A 24,223-nucleotide genomic window follows, 5' to 3' on the forward strand; every position below is an offset into this window, starting at 1 on the left:
CTCATAGAGTGATCTGGATCACATGATGTCAGAAAGCCGGTCCGCGCGGTGTCTTGTGCTCGAGTCCCACAGAGCGAAGGAGACATCATGAGCAACACCATCGACGTCGTCGTGATCGGCGGCGGATACGCCGGAGTGATGGCGGCCAACCGGATGACCCAGCGCGCCGACGTGTCGGTGACGGTGATCAATCCCCGTTCGCTGTTCGTGCCGCGGTTGCGGCTACATCAGCTGGTCGGCGGCACTCATGACGCGGTGGTCGACTACGCCGAGGTGCTGGCCGAGGGGGTGCGGCTGGTCGTGGACAGCGTGGACCACATCGATGCGGCGGGGCGCAGCGTACGGCTCACCGGGGGAACCACCCTCGGCTACGACTATCTGATCTACGCGGTGGGCAGCGGCAGCGCCGACCCGCAGGTGCCGGGCGTGGCGGAATTCGCTTACCCGGTGGCGACATTGGAGGCTGCGCAGCGGCTGCGGTCGGTGCTGTTCGATACGCCGATGACGGCGCCGGTGACCGTGGTCGGTGGCGGCCCGACCGGCATCGAGACCGCCGCGGAGCTGGCCGAGCAAGGCAGCGCGGTGACGTTGGTGTGCGGCGGGCTGCTCGGGCCCTACTTGCATCCCAGCGCGCGGCGCACCGCCCGCAAGTACCTGGCGAAGCTCGGGGTGGCGGTGCTCGAAGGCGCTGATAGCGCGGTGACGGCGGTGCGTGCGGATGCGGTGGAGTTGCGTGATGGGCGGACGGTGCCGAGCCGGGTCACCATCTGGGCGGTGGGCTTCGGGGTGCCGGATCTGGCGGAGCGTTCCGGGTTGCGCACCGACGACGCCGGGCGTCTGCTCACCGATGAGACGTTGACCAGCGTCGATGACGAGCGGATCGTGGCCGCCGGCGACTGCTCGGCGCCGTCGGGTCTGCCGTTCCGGATGAGCGCCTACGCCGCCGGATGCCTGGGCGCCCATGCGGCCGACACCGTGCTGCGGCGGATCGCGGGCCGGCAGCCGGAACCGGTCGACCTGGCGTTCCCGGCGATGTGCATCAGTTTCGGTCGCCGCGCCGGGATCTTCCAGCTCGGCCACAAGGACGATACGGCGATGCGGCTGTACTTCACCGGCCCGGTGGGTAAGGCGCTCAAGGAGTTCTCCTGCCAGGCCAGCGTCAAGCATCTGGTCACCGAGGCGCGCAAGCCCGGCGCGCATCATTGGCCCAGCGACGGCAAGCATCGCCCGAAGCTGTTGCAGGCCGTGTCCGGCGAGGCACCCGCGACCATCGCCTGACCTGCGATCACGACGGTGGCATCGACCCGGCAGCGGGTGGTGGCGCACCGACGCCGCCACCCGCCCGATGCCATCGCCGCATCGGCGAGAATGCAGCAGCACCACAGGGGAGAGGACCTCATGAACACACCGGCTGCGTCCGACCCGCAGACCAGCGGCGAGGACCACGCGACCGTCGACGCGACCCAGACCTTCGTCCGGCACCGCAATCTGCTGTTCACCGTCGCCTACGAGATGCTCGGTTCGGCGGCCGACGCCGAGGACGTCCTGCAAGAAACGTGGCTGCGATGGGTGAAAGTCGATCTGGCCCAGGTCGGCGACGAACGCGCCTATCTGGTGCGCATCACCACCCGGCAAGCGCTCAACCGGCTGCGTTCACTGAAACGGCGCCGCGAATCCTATATCGGTTCGTGGCTGCCGGAGCCGCTGCTGACCGCGCCGGAAGCCGCGTCCGACGGCGACCTCGCCGACAGCGTGTCGATGGCGTTGATGCTCGTGCTCGAAACCCTGACGCCGACCGAACGCGCGGTGTTCGTGCTGCGTGAGGCGTTCGGCTTCGGCTACGACGACATCGCGGCCGCCGTCGACAAGACCCCGGCCGCGGTGCATCAGATCGCCCACCGCGCGCGCCGCCACGTCGAGGCGCGCCGGCCACGGCGCACCGTCACCGCCGATCAGGCGCAGGCGGCGGTGGCGGCGTTCCAGCAGGCGCTCGAGACACGGGATGTGCAGGGGCTGCTCGATGTGCTGGCGCCCGACGTGGTGGCGATCAGCGACGGCGGCGGCATCAAGCAGGCCTCGCCGCGGCCGGTCGTCGGCGCGGACAAGGTGGCGCGTTTCATCGTCGGCGGGCTCACCAAACACGATGTGGTGCTCAGCGTCGAGGCGACGGTGGTCAATGCCGGGCCCGCGCTGGCGCTGTATGTGGACGGCGAGCTCGACGGCGTCATCGTGACCCATATCGAGGACGGCCAAATCAGCGGCCTGTACTACGTGCGCAACCCGCAGAAACTGACCCACCTCGATTCCGAGACGCCGCTGACCTTGCGGTGAGGTGTTCCGCAGCCCACGGTGAGGTTCGATCCAACGTGATCACGACCGTGCCGCGGGCTGTGCCGTGTTCGGCGAACGCGACGGCGTCGAGGATTCGGCCGACTCGGTCCGCCCCGGATTCGGAGTGATAGCAGCCGGACCGGATGTGGCCAGGTCCGCACAGGCGCGTCTCCCCGGAGTCGCGGCGGCCGGGGTCAGCGTGCGGGTGCGGCCTCGCCGGCGGCCGGGCCGAAGATGGCGTCGATGACCAGGGTGATCTGGGTGACGGCACGCTCGATGGGCCCGGTGGGCTGGAACAGGTGACTCAACGCCAGCCGGACCACGGCCTCGACTCGGCTGCCGAGTTCGTCATCGGTGAGCGCGGGCAGTCCGTACTGGGTGCGCACCACGGCGGTGAGGGTGGTGGCGGCGCGGCCGAGGACGGGTTCGGGCTCGGTCATCAGGGTGGGCAGCAGGCTGGTGTCGGCGCTGGATCGGCCCGCCAGTACCGCTTTGAGCAGGGTGTTGTCGGCGGCGGTGCGCAAGGTGAAGTCGACGGCGGCGGTGAGCGCGGCCAGGACGTCGTCGGGGTGGGCGGCGATGGTGTCGGTGATGCCCGCGAGGAAGGTGTCGAGTTCGTTGCCGATGACGGCGTCGGCGAGGTCGTGTTTGGTGCCGATCTCCTTGTAGAGCACGGGCCTGCTCACGCCCACTTCCTTGGCGACGCGCGACATGTTGACCGCGCCCCAGCCCTCGGTGCAGACGAGGTGGCGGGCGGTGTCGATGACGCGGGCGCGCAGCAGTTGGCGCATCTCGCTGTGAAAGTTCGGCGCTTCAGCCACAACGGCCATCGTACATCACAGCCGTTTCCGTCCATCCGTTGACAATCTCGTGTGATGTGTTTCTAATGAATACACATCACAGCAAAGTGTAAACGGAGCTGGTCCGACCGTTGCGGACACCGATGAGGGCAGCAACGACCCGTGCGGACCGCCCCGCTCACCGATCCGAGGAGAACGACGATGACGACCTCACAGCTGGGGGAGCGCGCCGAAGCGGCCACCCCGCCCTGGCGTGACCGCAAGCGCTACCTGTGGTTGTTCGGGCTGATCCCGCCGACCGCGCTCGGCTTGGCGGCCGCGCTGGTGTGGGTGTTCAACCAGCTGGGCTGGCAGCAGGTGGCGCCGGTGTGGTGGTGGATCGGGCCGCTGCTGCTGTATGTGCTGCTGCCGATCCTGGACCGCTTCTTCGGCCCGGACGGGCAGAACCCGCCCGAGGAGGTGATGGCGCAGCTCGAACACGACCGCTACTACCGCTACTGCGTCTACGCCTACATCCCGTTCCAGCTGGCCAGCCTGGTGTTCGCTGCCTACCTGTGGACGGCGACGGACCTGTCGTGGCTCGGTATCGACGGCGGTCTCGGCCTGTGGTCGAAGATCGGGGTCGCGTTGAGCATCGGTGTGATGGGCGGCGTAGGCATCAACACCGCCCACGAACTCGGCCACAAGAAGGACGAACTGGAGCGGTGGCTGTCGAAGATCACCCTCGCCCAAACCGGCTACGGCCACTTCTATATCGAGCACAATCGCGGCCACCACGTGCGCGTGGCCACCCCGGAGGATCCCGCGAGCTCCCGGTTCGGCGAATCGTTCTGGGCGTTCCTGCCGCGCAGTGTGTGGGGCAGCCTGCGCTCGGCGTGGGAGCTGGAACGCACCCGGCTGCAACGGATGGGCAAGGGGCCGTGGACGTTTCGCAACGATGTGCTCAACGCGTGGTTGATGACGGTGGTGCTGTGGGCCGGGTTGGTCGCGGTGTTCGGTCCGGCGGTGCTGCCGTTCCTGGTGATCCAGGCGGTGTACGGGTTCTCGCTGCTGGAGACGGTGAACTATCTCGAGCATTACGGTCTGCTGCGTCAACGCACCCCGGCCGGGCGGTACGAGCGATGCACCCCCGCACACAGCTGGAACTCCGACCACATCGTCACCAACATCTTCCTGTACCACTTGCAGCGCCACAGCGACCACCACGCGAATCCGACGCGCCGCTATCAGATCCTGCGCAGCATGGACGGTGCGCCCAACCTGCCCAGCGGCTACGCCAGCATGATCTCGCTGGCCTACCTCCCGCCGCTGTGGCGCAAGGTCATGGACCATCGCGTGCTCGACCACTACGACGGCGACATCACCCGCGTCAACATCCAGCCCGCCAAACGGGATCGCGTGCTGGCCCGGTACGGGGCGGCGTGATGGCCGTCTACATCTGCCCGGTGTGCGACTACCGCTACGACGAAGCGGCCGGCGCGCCCCGCGAAGGTTTCCCGGCAGGCACCGCATGGCCGGCGATCCCCGACGACTGGTGCTGCCCCGACTGCGGGGTCCGCGAAAAGCCCGACTTCCAACCCGTTTCCACCGACAGGAGCATGACATGAGCACCGACTACAAGCTGTTCCGTTGCGTGCAGTGCGGTTTCGAATACGACGAAGCCCTCGGTTGGCCCGAGGACGGCATCGCCGCGGGCACCCGCTGGGACGACATCCCCGACGACTGGTCGTGCCCGGATTGCGGTGCGGCGAAAGCCGATTTCGACATGGTCGAGGTCGCTCGCGCATGAGCGGACGCATCGTCATCGTCGGCGCCGGAATCGCCGGCGCCACCGCCGCGAAGACTCTGCGCAAGGAGGGTTACGCCGGCGCGATCGTGGTCCTCGGCGGTGAGCCGGCGCTGCCGTACCGGCGGCCCGCGGTATCGAAGGAGCTGCTGGCCGGAACCGCGGCACCGGCCAGGCTGCTCATCGATTCCGCGGATTCGTGGCGCGCCGCCGACATCGACATCCGTCCCGGAACCTGGGTGGACCGGATCGAACCCGACCGCAACCGGATCCGGTTGGCCGACGGCACACCACTGGACTACGACCGCCTGCTGCTGGCCACCGGCGCGCGGCCCCGCACACTGCCCGGCCAGCACCCGGCGGCGCGGACCATGCGATCGATCGCCGACGCCGACACCCTGCGCGCACTGCTGTTCGACGGCGGCTCCCTGCTGGTGGTGGGGGCGGGACTCATCGGCTGCGAGGTCGCGGCGACCGCACGGGGACTCGGTGTGGCGGTGACGGTGGTGCACGCCGCCTCCAGCCCCCTCGACCGGGTCGTGCCCGCGGTTCTCGGCGCCCACATCCACCGCCTGCACACCGGTCACGGCGTCGCGATCCACAACGACGTCACCCTCGACCGGCTCGACCACACCGACAGCGCCGTCACCGCCACCGCGGCCGACGGCCGCCAGTGGACGGCGTCATCGGTGCTGGTGGCCATCGGTTCGATGCCCGACACCGGGTTGGCCGAGACAGCAGGTGTGGTCATCGACAACGGCATTCGCGTCGACGAGCACTACCGCACGTCGGTGCCGGACATCTACGCCGCGGGCGATGTCGCCAACCGTTACGTCCCCGAGCTCGGCGGTTTCGAGCGCAGCGAGCACTGGAACAGCGCCCGATCCCAAGGCGCCGCCGCGGCCCGCAGCATGCTCGACGCCGCGCCCACCGCACCCGAGGTGCCGTTCGGGTGGTCCACCCAGTACGGGGTGAACCTGCAATTCGCCGGCCGCATCGGCGCCGACGACGAACTCGTCATTCGAGGAGCGGACACCGAAACGCCCGCGGTGCTTGCCTTGCGCGCGGGCCGGCTCGTCGGCGCGGCAGGCCTCGGCTGCCCCGGTGAGATGCGCACCGCGCGCGGCCTCATCGCCGACGGCGCCCACCTCGATCCGCAGGCCTGCGCGCAGGGACCGCTCGAATCCGCGGTGCGCGATCAGGAGTCTGTGCGGGTCCGGTGATGTCGATGCGGGCAGGTTCATCGGACGACTGGCGCCAGGGCTGTCCGGCGTCAGCGCGATCTGCCGCGCCCACGACTGCTCGCCCGGGAGTAGGTACCGAACGCCTCGATGCTGTCGGGCACGAACGGCCACTGCCGCAATGCCTTCCGTAGGCTCGGCGGCGTCAGCCACTCGGACCGGCTGATTTCCGAAGCATCCACGGTGACGGGCCCATCGAGGACGGTCTCATGAATGCCCATCCAATAGGGCGCGATCGCTCCGCGGCACAGGAATTTGCCGACGAACCGCGGGGCGGCGCGGACTCCTAGTTCCTCGGCCAGCTCCCGCCGGGCCGCGTCCTCGTAGGACTCACCGGCGGCGACCGCACCGCCGACCAGCCAGTTGTAGTAGCCCGGAAACCGCGGACTGCTCCGGGGACGCCGGTGCACAAGGAACCGCCCGCGTCGATCACGGCAGGCGATCACCGACCACCTCTTCGAGACTGCCGAGGATTCGCTCGCGTTCCATCCAGTGGAATGAGCGGCCCATGGTCACCAGGTCGAAGCAGGCGAGGCTATCGGGCAAGTCCTCGGCACGTCCCTGCAACCATGTGACATTGGTGATCTGGGCGGCCTGCGCTCGGCGGGCCGCCTCCACCAGCATTGCGGATTCGGGATCGACGCCGACCGCTTCAGCGACATGGGCCGCCAACCCCAGTATCAGCTGCCCGGTGCCGCAGCCGAGGTCGAGCAGGCGGCCACTGCCGTCGAGGTGGTACGACGCGATGAGGTCGGAGAAGAACATCTCCGGATACCCGGGCCGATACCGCGCATAGTGCCAGGCAGTTCCCGCGAAAAGATTGCCGACGACGTGGTCGGGTGAATCGTTCACGAGAATCTCCTGCCCGGACGGCGAGTGTCCATATTCGCATAGCGCGCAACAGATCCGGCTGGATCTATACAGTCGACCGCGTCCGCCTTCCCGATAGGCTCCGGCTGGACCTGGGTGGTGCAAGCCGGCATGGGCGATATCACCGCTCGCAGGCGCACCGGCGGCGTCGGCGGATCGGGCAGCGTTGTACGCCGGTGACTCGGCCCTGCGGATGACCGAAGTGATTCCGGCGAAGCAGGCGGTCCCTGAGCTGGTTGCCTGATGATCGAGCAAAGGCCTCCCGGCGGGCCTCGGCGACTCACCTGCCGCGCGGCCATGTCGCGCGGAAGAGGTGAGTGCCCCTCTCGCAGACGGGAACCGATCGACTTTGCTGCCAGGATGGTTTTCGTGCACACCGATGACCGAACCGCGGCGTATATGGCCGAGGACCGTAAGACCATGACCGAGCAGGCGCGGGTGTTCCTGGACCGTTGGCTGGCCGATATGGGAGGCGCTGTCGAGCAGTGGCGGCGCAGTTACCTGCCCGCGGACTTTCCGTTCGACTTCACCCTCGACTCTCTGGACGCTTTGGAACCGATCGTCCTCGCGCGTTATCCCGACGGTGCCGGGTTCGAGCCGGAGGCCGAGTTCGCCACCGGCACACTGCGTTACATCGGTGAGGTGCTGGTGCGGGCGGCGTCGGCGCGGTGGGGATACCAGGACCGTGCCGGTGACGACCACAACCCCTACAACCGCACCGTGGTCATCCGCGCCAATGTCGGTGGGGAGTTCCCGGTGGGTGTCGTCCCGGAATTCTTCGTGCGCCGCCTGCTTCGGGACCGAGAGGCCGGCATCCTGCGCGGAGCTGCTGTCCCGCTGCTCGAGGCATGTGCCGAAGCGGATTCGGTCGAACCACCCGGCACGGACGCACCAGCCGGTCCGGTGCCCGACTGGTGCGCCTTCTTCAGCCCTGAGGAGTACGGCAGGTTCGCCCGGGAGGTCGACTCCGCGTTGGGTTCCTTCGGAGCCGACGGCCAAGACATCGACGCCGGCTATGTCAGCGTGGCCGCCGGAGACCCCGATCCGGAAACGCATGATGTCAACCTCACCGAGCTGGCCGAGCTGTGCCGCCGCAGCGACGTCGAGGACTGGCCGGTGCTGTGCTTCGGCGCCATCGACGACTTCTCCACCGCACGGGCGCAACGTGAATGGCTCACTCATGCCACGTTCACCCAGGTCGAACACCTGCTGGAGCCCTGGGTCGCTGCCGAGCCGGAGTTGTTGTTCGACGCCGAACCCGACTTCGCCGACCAGCCCTTCTCGATTCGCCTCGACGACGGCACCTACCTGCACCTGATCGCTACGGTCCCGGAATCGGCCGGGATTCCCGAGATCACGACCTTCGTTCCGCGCGCGGCGGTACAGGCGTGGGGCGTGCCGGTCGACAAGCTCATGCAGTGGGGGACCCCGCGGATCTGAGCCGAACCTCGCGCGCCATCGCGCATTGGGCGCGCCTGCGTGGATCGCGTGGCCGATCACCGGCGGGGGATCGGTGCTCGGCCGGGACGACGCGGTTACCAATCAGACAGTTCGCCGATCAGCGGTGCCGGGCGGTGATGTTGAACATCCAGCTGATCCCGAATCGGTCCACGAGTGAGCCCGCCTCATCTCCCCACACCTGCGTGTCGAGAGGCAGCGTGACGGTGCCACCGACGGACAACTTCTCGAAGTAGTCGCGGAGTTCTCCGTCATCGCCACCGAGGAAGACCGCGACATTGTTGCCCGGCCGATGAGGAGGGTGGCCGGGCCTGTCTACCGGGAAGTCCCAGGCCATCAACGTGTAGCCGGCCGCGGTGTCCAAGCGGGAATGCATGACCTTGTCAGCGTTCGGCGAGGCCGGTGAGCCGAAGTCCGCGACCGTCGAAACCTCCAACGTGCCACCGAAGACCTGCTGATAGAACTCCATCGCCTCCCGCGCGTTGCCGTCGAACGTGATGCACGGATTGACCTGAGAACCCACGTGAACGCTCCTTCGTGAACCGGCCGATCGGGCTGTCCGACGGCCGCCGATCAAGACTCCCGGCAAATCACGACACCCTCTGTCGTGCTTCTCGAAAATCCTGTGCACGTACGTCCCGATCGGCCTACGCCTCGGCTGCGGCAGTGCGCCGCGCCGGATCCTGGCCGCCGAACTCCCGCACACTGATTCGCGCGAGATGCGACACTCATCGCGATGGCGCGCCGTTACTCACCGTGCCGACTGCGAACACCCGGTCGAGGAAAGCGGCGGTCCACCAGAATGTGCCGGTGGGCAGGCAGATCGGCTTTCAGCGGGCATGCGGATATCCGATTTCGGAGATGGCTTGGGCCAGGTCCGCCAGGGTGGCCTCTACGTTCAACGACGACACGAGTTCCTGGTCCAGCGGCCGCACGGCATACACGTCCCTCACCGCTTTCAGGTCCACAGAGACCTCGTAATAGTCCTCGGCGAAGCGCTGGAACGTTTCAGGTGAGCGGTCGACCAGTAGTTGGAACAGGTATGTCGCCCCATCAGGGTCGGCATGGTCCGAAGGGAAGCCGATCGTGCCGTGGTGCCACTGATCATCTGTCGCCTCCCGCCACAAGCAGGCCGTCACAACAGGCACGCCGTCCTCGTCGGTGAACGCCGGCTCCTCGATGAAGGGCATGAAGACATCGGGAACATCGTCGATCACGCCCGGCCAGGGCCGGCAGTCACGGCCGTACGGGCTCATCGGCGACTCGTGGCTGAAGCCCCGGACACATACCCCGGCCACCGAGAACATGATGGAGTACTCGTCTCCCGACCCATTGCGCATCGAAGCCATCTCCTCGCCTTCGGCCCAAACCCAACAGCGAGCACCGCGGTCGGGCAGCGGCGATGCGGCCGGACAGATTCGTCGCCGTGGATTCGCGGTCCGGGGCACCGATGTGGGAGTCGGGACGACGGCAGCGCGGCGTCGCCGGTTCACGGGAAAACCCGTTGGCGAACAACGGACGTCACTGCTACCTTGTCGAGGCCGTGCCAGAGAACGAGGAGGTGATACCCGTGAACGCAGTATCGACATGGGTGCTCCCCTCAGGGGTCACGGTCGGGCGATAGGTCGTCCGGGAGCGCCGTTCACGAGCACTCCCGAAAGGCACCATCGTGCACTTCATCACCGAACAGCGCCTCGACGACGACATCCTCGAGCGCACCTTCACCCTCGACGAGATCCCGGGCATCCTGTGGACGCCCACGTCCATCTCCGCGCCGGTCCCGCTGATCCTGCTCGGCCACCCGGGCGGACTGCCGGCGATGTACCCGCGGCTGCTGGACCGGGCCCGGCACACCGTCGCTCAGGGTTTCACCGCAGCCACGATCGAACTCCCCTGGAGCGGTGAGCGGCCGCGCTCGGCCGACGCCGAGGAAGCCCGGGCCGAGTTGCGCCGAGCAGTGCAGGCGGGGGAGCCGGTCTCCGACGACGTCGTCGACCGCCTCGTCCTCCCGCTGGTCGACCAGGCCGTCCCGGAATGGCGGGCCGCGCTCGACGCCCTCCTCGCGCAGCCCGAGATCCGTGGTCCGGTCGGGTATTCCGGCGGGGTGATCTCCATCGGCACCCGGCTGGCGGTGGTCGAGCCGCGGATCACCGCCGCCGTCCTGTTCGCCGGGAGTTACGTGCCCCGCGCCATAGTCGAGGAAGCCCGCCACGTCACCATCCCGCTGCACGTGCTGCTGCAATGGGATGACGAGGGAAACGACCGGCAGATGGCACTCGATGTGTTCGACGCCTTCGGCTCGAAGGAGAAGACATTGCATGCCAACATGGGCGGCCATACCGGCGTCCCGCCCTACGCCGGAGAAGAGGCCAACCGGTTCTTCACCCGGCACCTGACGTGAGACCGAGCCGTTAGCGCCGGACGGTCACCGCTCTCGAGGAAAGAACGGCCATTTCGATAGCGGTGACCCCGGTCGACTGCGGTTCAGCGGCACCGCGACTCGGCACACGACACCAGCGTTCGGCCGCCATCGCCGACGACTACCGATGCGAAGTTGCCCAGTTGCGGCCGGCTGTCGAAGTGTTCGCGGAATTCGGCGGCCAGTTCACCTCGCAGGATGTTGCCAGAGGGTCGGGTGGAAGCTCGGTGCGCCGACAGATGTCGCGGGCCGCGTCCGGTCGGGTGCGGAGGGAACCGATGTCACCGGTGCGGTCGGGCTGGGTCGGGGAGCAGGGTGTCGACGGCGGCCGCGCCCCGCATGCCGGCGGACGGTCGCCGGCGAATCGAACGCGGGCGCGCTCACCATTGTGGGACGAACGTACCAGCGACCCTAGTTTTCGTAACCGGCCGGAGGTGGCGTTCGGCTCTGCGGGCGTGTGTCGACCGGCGTTATCGCGCCGCGAGCGCCACTCGTTCTGACCCCCGATAATGTTCACTTATCGGCGGTCAGGGCGCGCCGAATTCGCAGCGAATCTTCGGGTTTCGTTTCGTGTCATTACGTCGCCGCCAACGAAACCAACGCTACGATTTACGGGTGGCGAACGTATGCAACTTCCCGGGCTGTGCGCGGCCGATCACCAAGGGCGGGGGACCGGGGCGGCCCTCGGAATACTGTGACCTTCCCGAGCACACGCGGTGGCGGGCGTGGCGGGAACGTCAACGGCAGCAACAGGAGTCGACAGCACCGGGAGCTTCCGTCACTGTGACGCAGCCTGGACCGGCGACCGCGGCACGCGTGCGCGCCGATGAGCTGCTCGAACAGTTCCGTGGCCTGGCACAACAGTTGGGCACCACCCTCAACGCCGCCGTCGCCGAACTCGCGACCCTGGCCGACCCGTCGGTGGCCGAGGCACAGATCCAGCAGATCCAGGCCGACGCCGCCCGCCGCATCGCCGAAGCCGAAGTGGCCGCCGCCGACGCCGAACAGGCCCGCCGCAGCGCCGACGAGCAGCGGCTGCGCGCCGAAGAAGCCGCCGAAGACGCCGCGGCGGCAGCAGAAGCCGCGGAGGCGCGCATCGCCGAGGCCGACGCCGACGCCGCCCGAGCGCGCGCCGACCGCGACGAGGCACTGCGCGAAGTCGAAACGGTCACCACACAGGCCGCTGCCGACGTCTTCGCCGCCCGCAGCGCCGCCGACGCCGATATCCGCGCCATCCGCCAGCAATGCGCCGACGACATCGAACGGCTACGCGAACAGACCCGCGAAGAAATCGAGCGGGTACGCACCACCGCCGCCACCGAGATCGAACAGATCCGTCGCGCCGCCACCCAGCAGGTCACCGCCGCGGCCGCCGAACGCGACCTCGCCGTCCAACGCGCCGCCGACGCCGAACGCGCCATCGAACGCGCCGAACGCACGGCCGCCGAACGCGCACAGACGATCCAGGAGATCCGCGCCGAACTCGACCGGGTGCGAATCGAACTCGGCGCGGTCCGCACCGAACTCGCCGACACCCGCCGTGCCGCCACCGCCGACCTGGCGGCGGCCCGCGCGGAAGCCGCCGCTGCCATCGACAAGGCCAACGCCGACGCGGCGCAGCGCATCGCCGCCCTCGACGACGCCCGCGCGCAAACCTTGGCCCGTGCCGAACGCGCCGAACGGCAACTCGATGCTTTGCTCGAGGCAGGCACCAAGGCGCCGGACCTCACCTGAGGGTGTCCCGGTGCCTGCGCACACCCACGGGGCCACATAAGGAGTGAATTCCGCTGCCCTCGGCAGCCCCCGGCCGCGGCGGCCGGCAGTGGCAGGTACGGATACCGATGTCGTGTCAGAGCGCCGGATCGTCACGACGTGCCGCCCGCGAACGTGATCGGCGCCGTGGGACCTGCGGGCGAGGTGCACAGTCGATATGTCGGTGGCACCTCAGACGAATCGGTGGCCGCCATCGACATGCAGGACGGTCGCGGTGATGAACCGGTTACGCAGGACGGCGAGAAAAGCCTGGGCGATATCGTCGGCGACGCCGACACGCCGCGCGGGAAGTCGCTGTGCCATCTCGGTGAAGGCCTGCTGGGTGTCCATGCCGAGCTGGTTCCAGATGGGGGTGTCGACCCAGCCGGGCGATACGACATTCACCCGTACCGGCGCCATTTCGATGGCCAGCCCGGCCGCCAGTGATGCCAGCGCGCCGTTCGCCGCGGCCATGATCGTGTTCGACCCGTTGGGCCGGTAGGCATTGATACCCGAGGTGAACGTAAGCGATTCGGTCACCGCGCCGGCCGCGTATTTGCCGATGAGCCATGCACCCAGCAGCTTGGTGTTCAGCACCGAACGCGCGGTGTCGGTGGCGAGCCGAGCAGTCGGGCCGTATACCCCGGTGGCGTCGGCGGCGGTGACGACCACATGATCGACCGGCCGGTCCGTGGCGAACAGGTCGGCGACCTCGTCCTCGCGGCTGATGTCGGCTCGCCTGGTGCGCACCCGGCCGTGTCCGGTGCGCTCGAGGGCCGTCCGCGCCGCGGCGAGCCGATCAGCGGATCGGCCGGCGATGGTGACGTCCTCGCCCTCGCCGACAAGGGCATGTGCCAGAGCCAACCCCATTCCGGATGCTCCGCCGATGATCACAGTTTCCGTCATGCATTCGACCCTGCGTCGGCGCGCAGAACCCGGGAAGGCCGCGTGGTTCCTGGGTGTGACACGGCCACCCATGACGTGGTGGGCCGGTGGCACACTCGAGGAATGAATGCGTTGGCGCGGTTCCTGCGGGCCCGGCGTGGGGCGATCGGTCCTGCCGAGGCAGGCTTGCCGGTCGGGCCGGGGAACCGGCGAACTCCGGGGCTGCGGCGGGAGGAGCTGGCAGCGTTGGCGGGGGTGAGTATGGACTACTACACCCGCATCGAGCAGGGCCGCGAAACCGCCCCCAGCGACGCCGTCCTCGGCGCCTTGGCACGGGCGTTGCGGCTGACCGATGACGAGCACGCGCACTTGCTGGCCCTCGCCGACCGGACCGCTGGTCGCCTGCCACGCCGGCGCCCCGTCGACGCCCAGCCGGTCCCGCCGGGCCTGCGGTTGCTGCTGGATTCGGTGCGGCCCAGCCCGGCCTACGTACTCAACGAAATCAACGACGTGCTGGCGGCCAATGTGGAAGGTCTGGCACTGATGCCCGGGCTCGGCGACTGGCCACTCGCGCAACGCAACACGATCCGCTACACCTTCCTGCACGCCGCGGCCCGGACGCTGTTCGCCGACTGGGACAGGGTGGCACGCAACTGTGTCGCGCAGCTGCGCTCGGCCGAGCCGGCGTCCCCGGAACCGGTCGCGACCCTGGTCGAAGAGTTATCCGCAGTCAGCGGCGAATTCGACGGGATGTGGCGGCAACACCAGGTCTGGGTCAAGCGCGGTGGCGAGACGGCGTTCCGGCATCCGGTGATCGGCCACCTCACCCTCGCCAACGATGTCCTGCACCACACCGGCAGCGGACAACGCGTCCTGCTCTACCAAGCGGCACCGGAAACACCCGAACACGATGCCCTGGTATTGCTTTCCCTGTCCGTTCACAGTGCCGATGCCCGCTAGCAGTGGGCGGCCGGGTCGATCACACGTCGCCGCGGCAGTGAAAGCCTCCGTTGCGGCGATCGGCTGCGATGGCGCAACCGAAAGCGCCGCCCAGGGCTGCTCCGACGAGAATTCCGGTCAGTAGGCAGGCGCCGAGCAGGGCGATCGTGAACAGCATGGCGTCGCCGCTGATCGCCGACATCGTCAACGCCGGGGCCGCGTACACGGCGGCAACCGGTGAAATCAGGAGTGTGCCGACGATCGCGCCGACGAGAGCCCCGAGGCACACAGGTGAAGCTTTCACTCCCACAATCTAGCTCGCCGTGGCGGCGCGGGCGCCGATTCGGAGTGGGCAACGCGGCGGGCGCTGATCCGGTGCTGTGCACCACCGCCCTCGCCCTCGGGTTCGCTGTTGCCCGCGAGCCCGCTGGTCGCAGCCACCACCGTCATCCTCACCTGGCGTGACCCGAGCCGCACACCCAGATCTCGCCGTCGCATCGATTGCCGGTCCGCCCCCGGAGGGCCGGACCGGGCTGGTTCGCCCGACGCGGCGGCCGAGGCGCCACCGGGGAGACGACGCCAGGGGCTGTTGCCGGCAGGGGCGAGCTGGTTCGTGATCGAGCGCTGACCGGGCGATTGTGGCAATCGTTCGGCAAACGGCATGGGTTGGCCATATCATGTCGCTATGCCCACCTACGAGGATTCGGGTCCGGTGTCGGTGTTGGGTCGCGGTGTGCGGCAGACGGTCCTGGTTGTCGGCATCTGCTCGGTGCTGCTGGGGGTCGCGATCATGATGTGGCCGGGCAAGTCGGTGGCGACGCTGGCCGCGTTGGCGGGGGCGTATCTGCTGGTGAGTGCGGTACTGCAACTGACCATCGCGTTCGGGTCGGGGCTCGGGCGTTTTCCCCGCGTATTGATGTTCCTGGCGGGTGCGGTGTCGGCGGTGCTGGGGCTGCTCGCGTTCCGCAGCGGGGAGTGGGTGCTGCTGGTGGCGATGTGGCTCGGTGTCGGATGGTCGGTGCGCGGGGTGGTGCACGCGATCGCCGCGGTGTGGGACGACGACGACACTCCGGGGCGTGGTGTGCAGGAGGTGATCGGGCTGGCGACGTTGATCGTCGGGATCGTGGTGGCGATCGTGCCGTTCGATTCGGTCGACATCCTGGCCGCCACCGCCGGTTGCTGCATGATCGCTCTGGGGATCACCGAAATCCTCACCGCCCGTAAAGCTCCCGCCGAGCAGCCGCCGCAGCCCGAACCGGCACCTCCGCGGCCTGCGCCGCCGCGGCCGACGGCCGACACCACTATCGTCATGCCACCCGGCAGCGGACACGCCATGGGGCGCTGAAACGCCGAACCGCTGGCGGCGCAGCCCCGCAACGGGTTGACTTGACGACATGGGATCACCAGATCAGCGTCGTAATTCGCTCGGCCCGACCGGGTTCCGGCCGCCCCGCACCCCGCCCGAGCTTGTCGTTGTCACACACGGCGCCGTCGCCGCCATCGACCCCGCCGTCCTGCGGGAAAACGCCTCGGCAGAAACGCGACTGGGGGAGCTGTTACCGAACGCCGCGCTGTCGCGGGTGTTCGGGCCGCCGCGTCGGCTCGAACACCGCCTCGCGGGCACACCGGCCGAGCCCGGTGGCGCCGAACTGCTGAACTATTTCACCGTCGGCGGCGTCGCCGACGACCTGGACGCCGAAGCCGAACGGCTGCGCGCCGACGACGCGGTCGCCGCCGCGTATGTGAAACCACCCGCCGAACCGCCGCTGGCGCCGCCGATCAGCAATGCCGTCGCCGATGTCGCGGCCCGCGCCCTCACCGAACCGCCAGCGGTCACACCGGATTTCATGGCGCGGCAGGGCTACCTGGGGGCGGCACCGGACGGGGTGAACGCGCAGTGGGCGTGGACGCAGCCCGGTGGCCGCGGCACCGGAGTCCGGGTCATCGATGTCGAAGGCGCGTGGCGGTTCACCCATGAGGACCTGCTCGACAACCAGGGCGGGGTCATCGGAGGCAGCCCGTCACCGGATCTGGGGTGGCGCAACCACGGCACCGCGGTGGCCGGGCAGATCAGCGGCGACGTCAATGGTTTCGGCATCACCGGCATCGCACCGGAGGCCGGGATCCGCGCGGTGTCGGTGTTCGGCGGCGCCGGCTCCGCGGCCGCGATCCGTTCGGCCGCCGACGCGTTGAGTGCCGGCGACATCCTGTTGATCGAGTTGCATCGCCCGGGACCGCGATTCAACTACGCCGGGCGCCCCGACCAGCGCGGCTATATCGCGATCGAATGGTGGCCCGACGACTGGGCCGCCATCCGCTACGCCATCGGCCGCGGCGTGGTGGTGGTGGAAGCCGCGGGCAACGGCGCCGAGGATCTGGACGCGGCGATCTACGACACCAAACCCGCCGAATTCCCGTCGACGTGGCGTAATCCGTTCCGCGGCGGGGTCGCCGATTCCGGGGCGATCGTGGTGGGCGCCGGTGCACCGCCGCCGGGCACCCACGGCCGCGATCACGGCCCGGCCCGTTCCCGGCTGGACTTCTCCAACTACGGTGCCCGCGTCGACGCCCAGGGCTGGGGGCGTGAGGTCACCACCACCGGCTACGGCGACCTGCAAGGCGGCGGCGACGAAGACCTCTGGTACTCCGACACGTTCAGCGGAACCTCGAGCGCCTCACCGATCGTCGTCGGCGCCATCGCCTGCTATCAGGGCGCGCTCGGCGCGGCAGGGTCCGGCCGCGCCACCCCGGAGCAGGTGCGGGCGCGGTTGCGCGCCACCGGGAGTGCGCAAACCGAGGCACCGGGCCGCCCGGCGACGCAGCGGATCGGCAACCTGCCCGACGTGCGGGCACTGCTCGGAGACGGTGCCGGGCGCGCGGTCTGAGCTCCCGGGGGCGAGCGGCCACCGACGCTGAACACCGTGCCGAAAACCGATTGCGCCGAACGCCGCGTATCCGCGACGCTGACCGCATGCTCGACGACGCACAGGTCGCTGACTTCATCGACAACGGCTTCGTCCGGATCCGCGGCGCCTTCTCGCGTGAACTCGCCCACGCATGCCGCGAGATCCTGTGGCGCGATATCGACCCCGGCACCCGGACCGGCCCCGCCCTCGGTCTCGGCGACTACGACCAGCAGCCATTCCTCGACGCCGCCAACACCCCGGCACTGCACGCCGCGTTCGACACCCTCGTCGGCCGCGGCCGATGGGAACCACGAAACACACTGGGCGGGTTCGTCATCCGGTATCCCGGCGACGAACCAGCAGTCCTCGACGGCTGGCATGTCGACGTCAGCTTTCCCGGCGAGCACTCCGTACCCGGCGACTACCTCACCTGGCGCGCCAACGTCGGCTCCCGCGACCGCGCCCTGCTGATGCTGTTCCTGTTCACCGACGTCGGCGACAACGACGCACTGACCCGGCTGCGCGTCGGCTCCCACCACCACGTCGCCCGCCTGCTCGAACCCGAAGGCGACACCGGCCTGGACGCGCGCACACTCGCCGCCCGCGCCGACACCGCCACCGGCCACCTCCCCACGGCCTTCGCCACCGGAGGGGCCGGAGACGTGTACCTGTGCCACCCGTTCCTCGTGCACGCCGGCCAACCCAACCGCGGCAGCGCCCCACGCATCCTCGGACAACCGAAACTCACCCCGACCCGAGACCTGCGCATCGACGGACCGGCCGAGGACCTCGCACCGGTCGAACTCGCCATCCGGCAAGCGTTACGCCGCTGATCAGACCCGTTCCGATACCCTGCGACGATGGCGACCAGTGCAACCTTGCGGATCTCCCGCCTGCGCGCGCTCATCGAGCACCCCAACACCGGCGACGAGGAACGCGCCACCGCCCAGCGCATGCTCGATCGCATCCTCAGCAGAACCGGCACCGGACCAGCTGTCGGTGACCGCACCTACGGCAACCGCCATCACCGGGTGGGCCTCCACGCCGACCTCGAACGCATCGCCGACATGATCCGCGCCGACATCGTCCTGGCCCGCGCCACCTTCGCCCCACGCCCGGCCCACCCCGCCGAACCCGCCCTGCGCGACCCGATCGGCGACGCCCCACCGCAGATCACCTACACCGTCGACACACCACACCACAGCTGCATCGACATCACCATCGACAACGTCCCACCCGACTGGGGGTGGGTGCGCGAGGACGGCATCGACGTCATCAGCCCCGCCCTGCAAGCCCTCGCCGACGAACTGGCCGAACTCATGAACGGCTACAACCACGACGGCAGCGATATCGACAAACGTTTCTTCGGCCGCGTCCGCATCCCCGACCTGACCCTCGTCTGGTAGACGCGCACCGCCGGCGAAATCAGCCTGCGTGCGCTGCGGCGCACCCTCGGCCTACCGCACGCGGGTGATCTTCGGCCGCGCCTACCGACCCGCACGAGCCGCGGCGATTTGCCACACGGATGCCGGGCCCGCGTGCGATCGTGAGAACAACCAGCATCGAACGGAGGACGTGCGATGAAGGCTCTCCAATACGCGGCGGTCGGTGCGGAACCGGAAGTCCGCGAGATCCCCACCCCCGAACCGGGCCCCGGCCAAGTGCTGCTGAAAATCACCGCCGCCGGGGTCTGCCATTCCGACGACTTCGTCATGTCCCTGCCCGCCGAGGCGCTGACCTTTCCGCTACCGCTCACCCTCGGCCACGAAGGTGCGGGCACCGTCGCCGCCCTCGGCGCCGGCGTCACCGGGCTCGAACTGGGGGAGCCGGTCGTCGTCTACGGGCCATGGGGGTGCGGCACCTGCTGGTTCTGCTCCCAGGGCGCCGAAAACTACTGCTCCCGCGCCGCCGAACTCGGCATCTTCCCGCCCGGCCTCGGCGCGCCCGGCGCCATCGCCGAATACATGATCGTCGACTCCGCACGCCACCTCGTCCCCATCGGCGACCTCGACCCGGTCGCGACCGTGCCGCTCACCGACGCCGGACTCACCCCGTACCACGCCATCAAACGCTCACTGCCGAAGCTGGTGCCCGGCACGTTCGCCGTCGTCATCGGCAGCGGGGGACTGGGGCATGTCGCAATCCAGTTGCTGCGCCACCTCTCACCGGCGCGGGTGATCGCCCTCGACGTCACCGACGACAAACTCGCCTTCGCAACATCCGTCGGCGCCCACGAGGCGGTGCTCTCCGACGCCGCCGCCGCCGACAATGTCCGCGCGATCACCGGACCCGCCGGCGCCGCCCTCGTGCTGGACTTCGTCGGCTACCAGCCCACCGTCGACACCGCCATGGCCGTCGCGGGCGTCGCAGCCGATGTGACCATCGTCGGACTCGGCGACGGACAATCCGCCGCCCGCGTCGGCTTCGGCATCAGCCCCTACGAAACCGCCGTCACCGCACCCTACTGGGGCACCCGCAGCGAACTGATCGAACTCATCGACCTCGCCCACGCCGGCGTCCTCGACATCGCCGTCGAACGCTTCACCCTCGACGACGCGCCCGAGGCCTACCGGCGACTCGCCGCCGGAACCCTGCGCGGACGCGCCGTCATCGTGCCCTGAGACGCGCGACCACAGCGCGGCAGCGGCGGTCGCGTTACGGCGCGCTGCCTCGGCCGAGGCCCTGACGGCAGGTGGTCGAGATCGAGGAACTCACCGCCCGACAACGGCCTGCCGGAAGGTCAGGAGTGCGGCCGGTCCGCAGTCGTGCCGGTGGCGGCGCGGATCTGTGCTTCGGCGTCGGCCGGGGCAGTGTCGGGATCGATCACCAGCAGGCGTAGACACCGGTCGCCCGGACCGAAAACAACCATCACCTCGGGCGGCTGGTCCGGGAGCGGCCCGGTGACCTCGATCCCGTCGGGCGGATCGATGCGGCGTTGGGACCGGCTCAGCGCATTCCAGTCGAACGCGATGCGGCTGGTGCGGCCCAGACGAGAGGTGAGGGCCGTGACCAGGTTGTGTAACTCGGTGGTCAGGTTGTCGGTTCTGGGCCACCAAGCACCATCGACACTCCCAGGTTGTGCGCCACGCTCACTCAGCGCCAACCGCGGAGTTCGGGTCGGCAGATCGAACGGTTGCCCACCACCGGCGGTGGCCCGGAACTGACCCAGACCACGGTCGGCGGCGGCACCGCCCCTATCCTGCGGCGGGTTCTGCGTCATTGCAGACCACCAGCAGCGGCTGGAGGTATCGCCGAGCCCGCACGCCGAGCGCGTGGGGCCGCCGCCGCGCTGTGGCCGCCTTCGTCGTCCCAGCGGTACAACGCGGCTTGCTGCTGGAAGCGGTCGCGGCGACGACTATCGGCGGCCACGAGTTCGCCGGCGGTGCGTCCGCCATCCGGCCCGGACGCAGCCGCCAACAGTGCCTGCGCATCGGCGGCGACGGTGTCCGGCGCGATGACCAGCAGAACGAGACGCTCGCGGTCGAGGCCTACGACACAGACGGTGTCGCCGCGCAGATATCGATATCCGTCCAGACGAACCGGATGCCCGCCGAACATCGCGCGCCGCGGGGCCGGCCGCCAGGCGTCCAGGCTGTACATGACGCGGTCGACGCCGTCGGCTCGATCGGCCAATAGTGCTCCCAGATCGGCCATTTCGGCGACCAAGTCGTTCGTATGAGGCCACCAGGCCCCATCGACCACACCCGGGCGGGGGACAGGCGGCGCTGGTGACCGCCCTGTGGCGGAAGGTCTGGTGCGGAGGGAAAAACGTGGCGAGCGTTCCAACAAAGTCGGCTCGTGGTGTCGCGTCATCACGACGCTCCTGACCGGGACCGCATAACGGGCCCTGTTCACTGGCCGGGCGACGACGAAACCACGGATGGTTCGTACGAAAAGCCCCCGACACCATCGAGCCTACGCCCGAACCCCACCGTCGCGGACCGACCCGGTATCAAACGTGGTCGAACGACCTGACCGCATCGCCCTGACAACGCGACACAACGGGGGAGAGACGGCGACCGGCCCGCGAGCCGGTCGCCGCCCACCTCACTTCAGATCGAACCGATCCGCATTCATCACCTTGTTCCACGCCGCCACGAAATCGGCGACGAACTTCTCCTTCGCATCATCGGTGGCATACACCTCCGCCAACGCCCGCAACTGCGAATTCGACCCGAACACCAGATCCACCCGGCTCGCCGTCCACTTCGGCGCACCCGACACCCGGTCCTTACCGACATAGGTGCCGTCGTCAGCGCCCGACGCCTCCCACCTGGTGCTCATGTCGAGCAGATTCACGAAGAAATCATTGGTCAGCGAACCCGGCGCCGAACTCAGCACACCCAACTGCGACTGCTGATAATTCGCACCCAGCATCCGCAAACCGCCGACCAGCACCGTCATCTCCGGCGCCGTCAAACCCAGCAGATTCGCCTTGTCGATCAACAGATGCTCGGCCGAGAGCAGATTGCCCTTGCCGTAGTAGTTGCGGAACCCATCGGCACTGGGCTCGAGCACCGCGAACGACTCCACATCGGTCTGCTCCTGCGTGGCATCGGTGCGCCCCGGCGTGAACGGCACCAGCACCGGCACCCCGGCATCGCGGGCCGCCAACTCCACCGCCGCACAACCACCCAACACCACAAGATCCGCGAACGACACCCGCTTGTTGCCACTCTGGGCGGAGTTGAACGACTCCTGAATGCCCTCGAGCACCCGCACCACCTGCGCCAGCTCATCGGGCTCGTTGACCTCCCAACCGCGCTGCGGCTGCAACCGGATCCGCCCGCCATTGGCGCCACCACGCTTATCGGTGCCACGGAACGACGCCGCCGCCGCCCACGCCGTCGACACCAACTGCGCCACCGACAACCCCGACGACACGATCTGCGACTTCAACGCCGCGATATCCTCGGCATCGATCAACTCGTGATCGACCTCAGGCACCGGGTCCTGCCACAACTGCGGCTCCGGAACCCACGGACCCAGATACCGCGACACCGGACCCATATCCCGGTGCAGCAGCTTGTACCAGGCCTTCGCGAACTCCTCGGTCAACTCCTCCGGATGCTCCAGCCAGCGGCGCGTGATCTGCTCATACACCGGATCCATCCGCAACGACAGATCCGTCGTCAACATCACCGGCGGATGCGACTTCGACGCATCATGCGCATCCGGCACCGCATCCGCCGACGCCCCATCCTTCGGAATCCACTGCCACGCACCGGCCGGGCTCTTGGTCATCTCCCACTCATGACCGTAGAGCGTCTCCAGGAAACTGTTGTCCCACTTCGTCGGCGTCGGCGTCCACGTACCCTCCAGACCACTGGTGATCGCATCCTTACCGACACCCGTACCGAACGTGCTCTTCCAGCCGAGCCCCTGTTCCTCGAGCGGCGCCCCCTCCGGCTCCGGACCCACATGTCCCTCCGCCGGACCCGCACCATGGGTCTTACCGAACGTGTGACCACCCACGATCAACGCCGCGGTCTCCACATCGTTCATCGCCATCCGGCCGAACGTCTCCCGGATATCGCGCGCCGCGGCCACCGGATCCGGCACCCCGTTCGGGCCCTCCGGATTCACATAGATCAAACCCATCTGCACCGCCGCATACGGTTTCGCCAACTCGCGATCACCGCTGTAGCGCTCATCGCCGAGCCAGGTGTCCTCCGGACCCCAGAACACCTGATCCGGCTCCCAGATGTCCTCACGACCGAACGCGAAACCAAACGTCTGGAAACCCATCGACTCCAACGCACAGTTACCCGCGAACACCAGCAGATCCGCCCACGACAACTTGCGGCCGTACTTCTGTTTGATCGGCCACAACAACCGGCGCGCCTTGTCCAGGCTCGCGTTATCGGGCCAGCTGTTGAGCGGCGCGAACCGCTGCGCGCCCTCACCGCCGCCGCCGCGACCATCGGCGATACGGTAGGTGCCCGCCGCATGCCAGCTCATCCGGATGAACAACGGGCCATAATGGCCGTAGTCGGCCGGCCACCAGTCCTGCGAGGTCGTCATCACCTCGAAGATGTCGCGCTTGACCGCCTCCACATCCAACGACGCGAACTCACGCGCATAATCGAAATCGGGACCGAACGGATTCGACAGCTCCGAATGCTGGTGCAACACCTGCAGATCCACCTGATCCGGCCACCAGTCACGATTGGACCGCGGCCGGCTCGCCTTCGGGGTGGGCGAGGGGATCACCGGGTTCTCGCTTTCACTGACACTGGCAGTGTTCTCACTGGTAGGTGGCTTGTCAGACACGACGTTCCTTTCGAGGAGGGGTGACCCGAGCTGGTGATCACCCGGGTGCGGGCAAAGACTGCGACGACGAACACTCAGGGCACACGCCCCAATAGATGACCTCCGCCTCGTCGAGCACGAAACCGTTGTCATCGGAAGCGGTCAGGCACGGCGCCGCGCCGACGGCGCACTCCACATCGGCGATCGCACCGCAGCTGCGGCACACGACATGATGATGGTTGTCACCGACCCGCGTCTCATACCGCGCGACCGACCCCATCGGCTGAATCCGGCGCAACAGACCCGCCGCCGTCAGGGCGCGCAAGACGTCGTAGACCGCCTGATGCGACACCGCGCCCAACGTCTGGCGCACCGACCGCAGAATCGACTCGGTATCGGAATGGGGATGTTCGTGCACGGCCGACAGCACCGCCACGCGCGGCGCCGTCACACGCAGTGCAGCACCACGGAGCATGCGCTCGAAGTCCGAGGTGGTGGACACAGTCAGAAGTATTACCCATTCAAGTGTCCGCCGGGAGCGGTTTGCGATACCCGATTCACCTGGCGAATCGGGTATCGCAGGG

The 24,223-nt window shown here is 68.5% G+C and carries 27 protein-coding genes; 15 read left to right on the top strand and 12 right to left on the bottom strand.

The features are described 5' to 3' along the window. The first annotated feature begins 87 nt into the window (after window positions 1–87). Both FEK34_RS14715 and FEK34_RS14720 read left to right on the top strand, forming a co-directional pair. On the top strand, window positions 88–1,278 hold the full coding sequence (locus FEK34_RS14715) for an NAD(P)/FAD-dependent oxidoreductase (RefSeq protein ID WP_138448427.1): 1,191 nt from the start codon (window positions 88–90) through the stop codon (window positions 1,276–1,278). 120 nt (window positions 1,279–1,398) lie between these two features. Continuing rightward, window positions 1,399–2,331 carry an RNA polymerase sigma-70 factor gene (locus tag FEK34_RS14720; RefSeq protein WP_138448428.1) on the top strand — a complete coding sequence of 311 codons (933 nt, stop codon included), beginning with the start codon at window positions 1,399–1,401 and terminating at the stop codon, window positions 2,329–2,331. Between the two features lie 194 nt (window positions 2,332–2,525). Here the strand turns inward: FEK34_RS14720 and FEK34_RS14725 are convergent, their stop codons facing one another. After that, window positions 2,526–3,152, bottom strand: coding sequence for a TetR/AcrR family transcriptional regulator (locus tag FEK34_RS14725; protein WP_249359181.1), 627 nt, complete (start codon window positions 3,150–3,152; stop codon window positions 2,526–2,528). A 180-nt stretch (window positions 3,153–3,332) separates the two neighbouring features. Between FEK34_RS14725 and FEK34_RS14730 the strand changes: the two genes are divergently transcribed. Genes FEK34_RS14730 through FEK34_RS14745 form a run of 4 tightly spaced genes read left to right on the top strand, consistent with a single transcriptional unit; the run spans window position 3,333 to window position 6,140 of the window. Further along, entirely contained in the window at window positions 3,333–4,556 is a 1,224-nt protein-coding gene (locus FEK34_RS14730) for an alkane 1-monooxygenase (RefSeq protein ID WP_138448429.1), read from the top strand. After that, window positions 4,556–4,738, top strand: coding sequence for a rubredoxin (locus FEK34_RS14735; RefSeq protein WP_138448430.1), 183 nt, complete (start codon window positions 4,556–4,558; stop codon window positions 4,736–4,738). Before FEK34_RS14730 ends, FEK34_RS14735 begins: the two co-directional genes overlap by 1 nt. Continuing rightward, window positions 4,735–4,920: a rubredoxin gene (locus FEK34_RS14740; RefSeq protein WP_138448431.1), complete on the top strand. Its 186-nt coding sequence runs from the start codon at window positions 4,735–4,737 to the stop codon at window positions 4,918–4,920. The genes FEK34_RS14735 and FEK34_RS14740 overlap by 4 nt, the downstream gene beginning before the upstream one ends. Further along, complete coding sequence (locus tag FEK34_RS14745) at window positions 4,917–6,140, top strand: NAD(P)/FAD-dependent oxidoreductase (RefSeq protein WP_138448432.1); 1,224 nt, start codon at window positions 4,917–4,919, stop codon at window positions 6,138–6,140. Before FEK34_RS14740 ends, FEK34_RS14745 begins: the two co-directional genes overlap by 4 nt. Before the next feature lie 50 nt (window positions 6,141–6,190). Here FEK34_RS14745 and FEK34_RS14750 read toward each other — a convergent pair whose 3' ends face one another. Together FEK34_RS14750 and FEK34_RS14755 are read right to left on the bottom strand one after the other, a co-directional pair. Next, window positions 6,191–6,604: an NUDIX domain-containing protein gene (locus tag FEK34_RS14750; protein ID WP_138448433.1), complete on the bottom strand. Its 414-nt coding sequence runs from the start codon at window positions 6,602–6,604 to the stop codon at window positions 6,191–6,193. After that, window positions 6,588–7,010 (bottom strand): class I SAM-dependent methyltransferase, encoded by a 423-nt coding sequence (locus FEK34_RS14755; protein ID WP_138448434.1) that lies wholly within the window; start codon window positions 7,008–7,010, stop codon window positions 6,588–6,590. Before FEK34_RS14755 ends, FEK34_RS14750 begins: the two co-directional genes overlap by 17 nt. A 378-nt stretch (window positions 7,011–7,388) precedes the next feature. Here FEK34_RS14755 and FEK34_RS14760 point away from each other — a divergent pair, with 378 nt between their 5' ends. After that, window positions 7,389–8,468, top strand: coding sequence for a hypothetical protein (locus FEK34_RS14760; RefSeq protein WP_138448435.1), 1,080 nt, complete (start codon window positions 7,389–7,391; stop codon window positions 8,466–8,468). A gap of 118 nt (window positions 8,469–8,586) precedes the next feature. Here the strand turns inward: FEK34_RS14760 and FEK34_RS14765 are convergent, their stop codons facing one another. Together FEK34_RS14765 and FEK34_RS14770 are read right to left on the bottom strand one after the other, a co-directional pair. Then, the gene (locus FEK34_RS14765; RefSeq protein WP_138448436.1) at window positions 8,587–9,009 is read right to left on the bottom strand and encodes a VOC family protein; all 423 of its coding nucleotides are present in this window, start codon (window positions 9,007–9,009) and stop codon (window positions 8,587–8,589) included. 307 nt (window positions 9,010–9,316) lie between these two features. Next, window positions 9,317–9,835, bottom strand: coding sequence for a hypothetical protein (locus FEK34_RS14770; protein WP_138448437.1), 519 nt, complete (start codon window positions 9,833–9,835; stop codon window positions 9,317–9,319). A gap of 320 nt (window positions 9,836–10,155) precedes the next feature. Here FEK34_RS14770 and FEK34_RS14780 point away from each other — a divergent pair, with 320 nt between their 5' ends. Together FEK34_RS14780 and FEK34_RS14785 are read left to right on the top strand one after the other, a co-directional pair. Then, window positions 10,156–10,887, top strand: coding sequence for a dienelactone hydrolase family protein (locus tag FEK34_RS14780; RefSeq protein ID WP_138448439.1), 732 nt, complete (start codon window positions 10,156–10,158; stop codon window positions 10,885–10,887). Between the two features lie 801 nt (window positions 10,888–11,688). After that, the gene (locus FEK34_RS14785) at window positions 11,689–12,639 is read left to right on the top strand and encodes a hypothetical protein (RefSeq protein WP_171048221.1); all 951 of its coding nucleotides are present in this window, start codon (window positions 11,689–11,691) and stop codon (window positions 12,637–12,639) included. 210 nt (window positions 12,640–12,849) lie between these two features. On the opposite strand, the gene FEK34_RS14790 is transcribed toward FEK34_RS14785, so the two are convergent. Beyond that, the gene (locus tag FEK34_RS14790; protein ID WP_212748759.1) at window positions 12,850–13,563 is read right to left on the bottom strand and encodes an SDR family oxidoreductase; all 714 of its coding nucleotides are present in this window, start codon (window positions 13,561–13,563) and stop codon (window positions 12,850–12,852) included. Between the two features lie 102 nt (window positions 13,564–13,665). Here FEK34_RS14790 and FEK34_RS14795 point away from each other — a divergent pair, with 102 nt between their 5' ends. Beyond that, the gene (locus FEK34_RS14795) at window positions 13,666–14,502 is read left to right on the top strand and encodes a helix-turn-helix transcriptional regulator (RefSeq protein ID WP_171048222.1); all 837 of its coding nucleotides are present in this window, start codon (window positions 13,666–13,668) and stop codon (window positions 14,500–14,502) included. Window positions 14,503–14,521: 19 nt separating this feature from the next. Here FEK34_RS14795 and FEK34_RS14800 read toward each other — a convergent pair whose 3' ends face one another. Beyond that, the gene (locus FEK34_RS14800) at window positions 14,522–14,785 is read right to left on the bottom strand and encodes a hypothetical protein (protein WP_138448441.1); all 264 of its coding nucleotides are present in this window, start codon (window positions 14,783–14,785) and stop codon (window positions 14,522–14,524) included. Next, window positions 14,782–14,922 carry a hypothetical protein gene (locus FEK34_RS29990; RefSeq protein ID WP_171048223.1) on the bottom strand — a complete coding sequence of 47 codons (141 nt, stop codon included), beginning with the start codon at window positions 14,920–14,922 and terminating at the stop codon, window positions 14,782–14,784. Before FEK34_RS29990 ends, FEK34_RS14800 begins: the two co-directional genes overlap by 4 nt. A gap of 244 nt (window positions 14,923–15,166) precedes the next feature. On the opposite strand from FEK34_RS29990, the gene FEK34_RS14805 reads away from it, so the two are divergent. The 5 genes from FEK34_RS14805 to FEK34_RS14825 all read left to right on the top strand — a co-directional run bounded on the left by FEK34_RS14805 (window position 15,167) and on the right by FEK34_RS14825 (window position 20,008). After that, window positions 15,167–15,826 carry an HdeD family acid-resistance protein gene (locus FEK34_RS14805; protein ID WP_171048224.1) on the top strand — a complete coding sequence of 220 codons (660 nt, stop codon included), beginning with the start codon at window positions 15,167–15,169 and terminating at the stop codon, window positions 15,824–15,826. A gap of 49 nt (window positions 15,827–15,875) precedes the next feature. Continuing rightward, window positions 15,876–17,366: a S8 family serine peptidase gene (locus tag FEK34_RS14810; protein ID WP_138448443.1), complete on the top strand. Its 1,491-nt coding sequence runs from the start codon at window positions 15,876–15,878 to the stop codon at window positions 17,364–17,366. A gap of 86 nt (window positions 17,367–17,452) precedes the next feature. Beyond that, entirely contained in the window at window positions 17,453–18,220 is a 768-nt protein-coding gene (locus FEK34_RS14815; protein WP_138448444.1) for a phytanoyl-CoA dioxygenase, read from the top strand. 27 nt (window positions 18,221–18,247) lie between these two features. Then, window positions 18,248–18,793 (top strand): hypothetical protein, encoded by a 546-nt coding sequence (locus FEK34_RS14820; RefSeq protein ID WP_138448445.1) that lies wholly within the window; start codon window positions 18,248–18,250, stop codon window positions 18,791–18,793. 174 nt (window positions 18,794–18,967) lie between these two features. Continuing rightward, window positions 18,968–20,008 carry an NAD(P)-dependent alcohol dehydrogenase gene (locus FEK34_RS14825; protein ID WP_138448446.1) on the top strand — a complete coding sequence of 347 codons (1,041 nt, stop codon included), beginning with the start codon at window positions 18,968–18,970 and terminating at the stop codon, window positions 20,006–20,008. A 119-nt stretch (window positions 20,009–20,127) separates the two neighbouring features. Here the strand turns inward: FEK34_RS14825 and FEK34_RS14830 are convergent, their stop codons facing one another. The 4 genes from FEK34_RS14830 to FEK34_RS14845 form a co-directional block, all read right to left on the bottom strand. Further along, window positions 20,128–20,607, bottom strand: coding sequence for a DUF5994 family protein (locus FEK34_RS14830; RefSeq protein ID WP_249359184.1), 480 nt, complete (start codon window positions 20,605–20,607; stop codon window positions 20,128–20,130). Then, entirely contained in the window at window positions 20,604–21,200 is a 597-nt protein-coding gene (locus FEK34_RS14835) for a DUF5994 family protein (RefSeq protein ID WP_249359187.1), read from the bottom strand. The genes FEK34_RS14830 and FEK34_RS14835 overlap by 4 nt, the downstream gene beginning before the upstream one ends. Window positions 21,201–21,434: 234 nt before the next feature. Beyond that, window positions 21,435–23,660, bottom strand: a complete 2,226-nt coding sequence (katG, locus tag FEK34_RS14840; protein ID WP_138448448.1) for a catalase/peroxidase HPI — start codon at window positions 23,658–23,660, stop codon at window positions 21,435–21,437. A 37-nt stretch (window positions 23,661–23,697) separates the two neighbouring features. Further along, window positions 23,698–24,114 carry a Fur family transcriptional regulator gene (locus FEK34_RS14845; protein ID WP_432760955.1) on the bottom strand — a complete coding sequence of 139 codons (417 nt, stop codon included), beginning with the start codon at window positions 24,112–24,114 and terminating at the stop codon, window positions 23,698–23,700. Window positions 24,115–24,223: the final 109 nt, after the last annotated feature.

This window comes from Nocardia cyriacigeorgica (assembly GCF_005863245.1).
GTDB classification, from domain to species: Bacteria; Actinomycetota; Actinomycetes; order Mycobacteriales; family Mycobacteriaceae; genus Nocardia; species Nocardia cyriacigeorgica_C.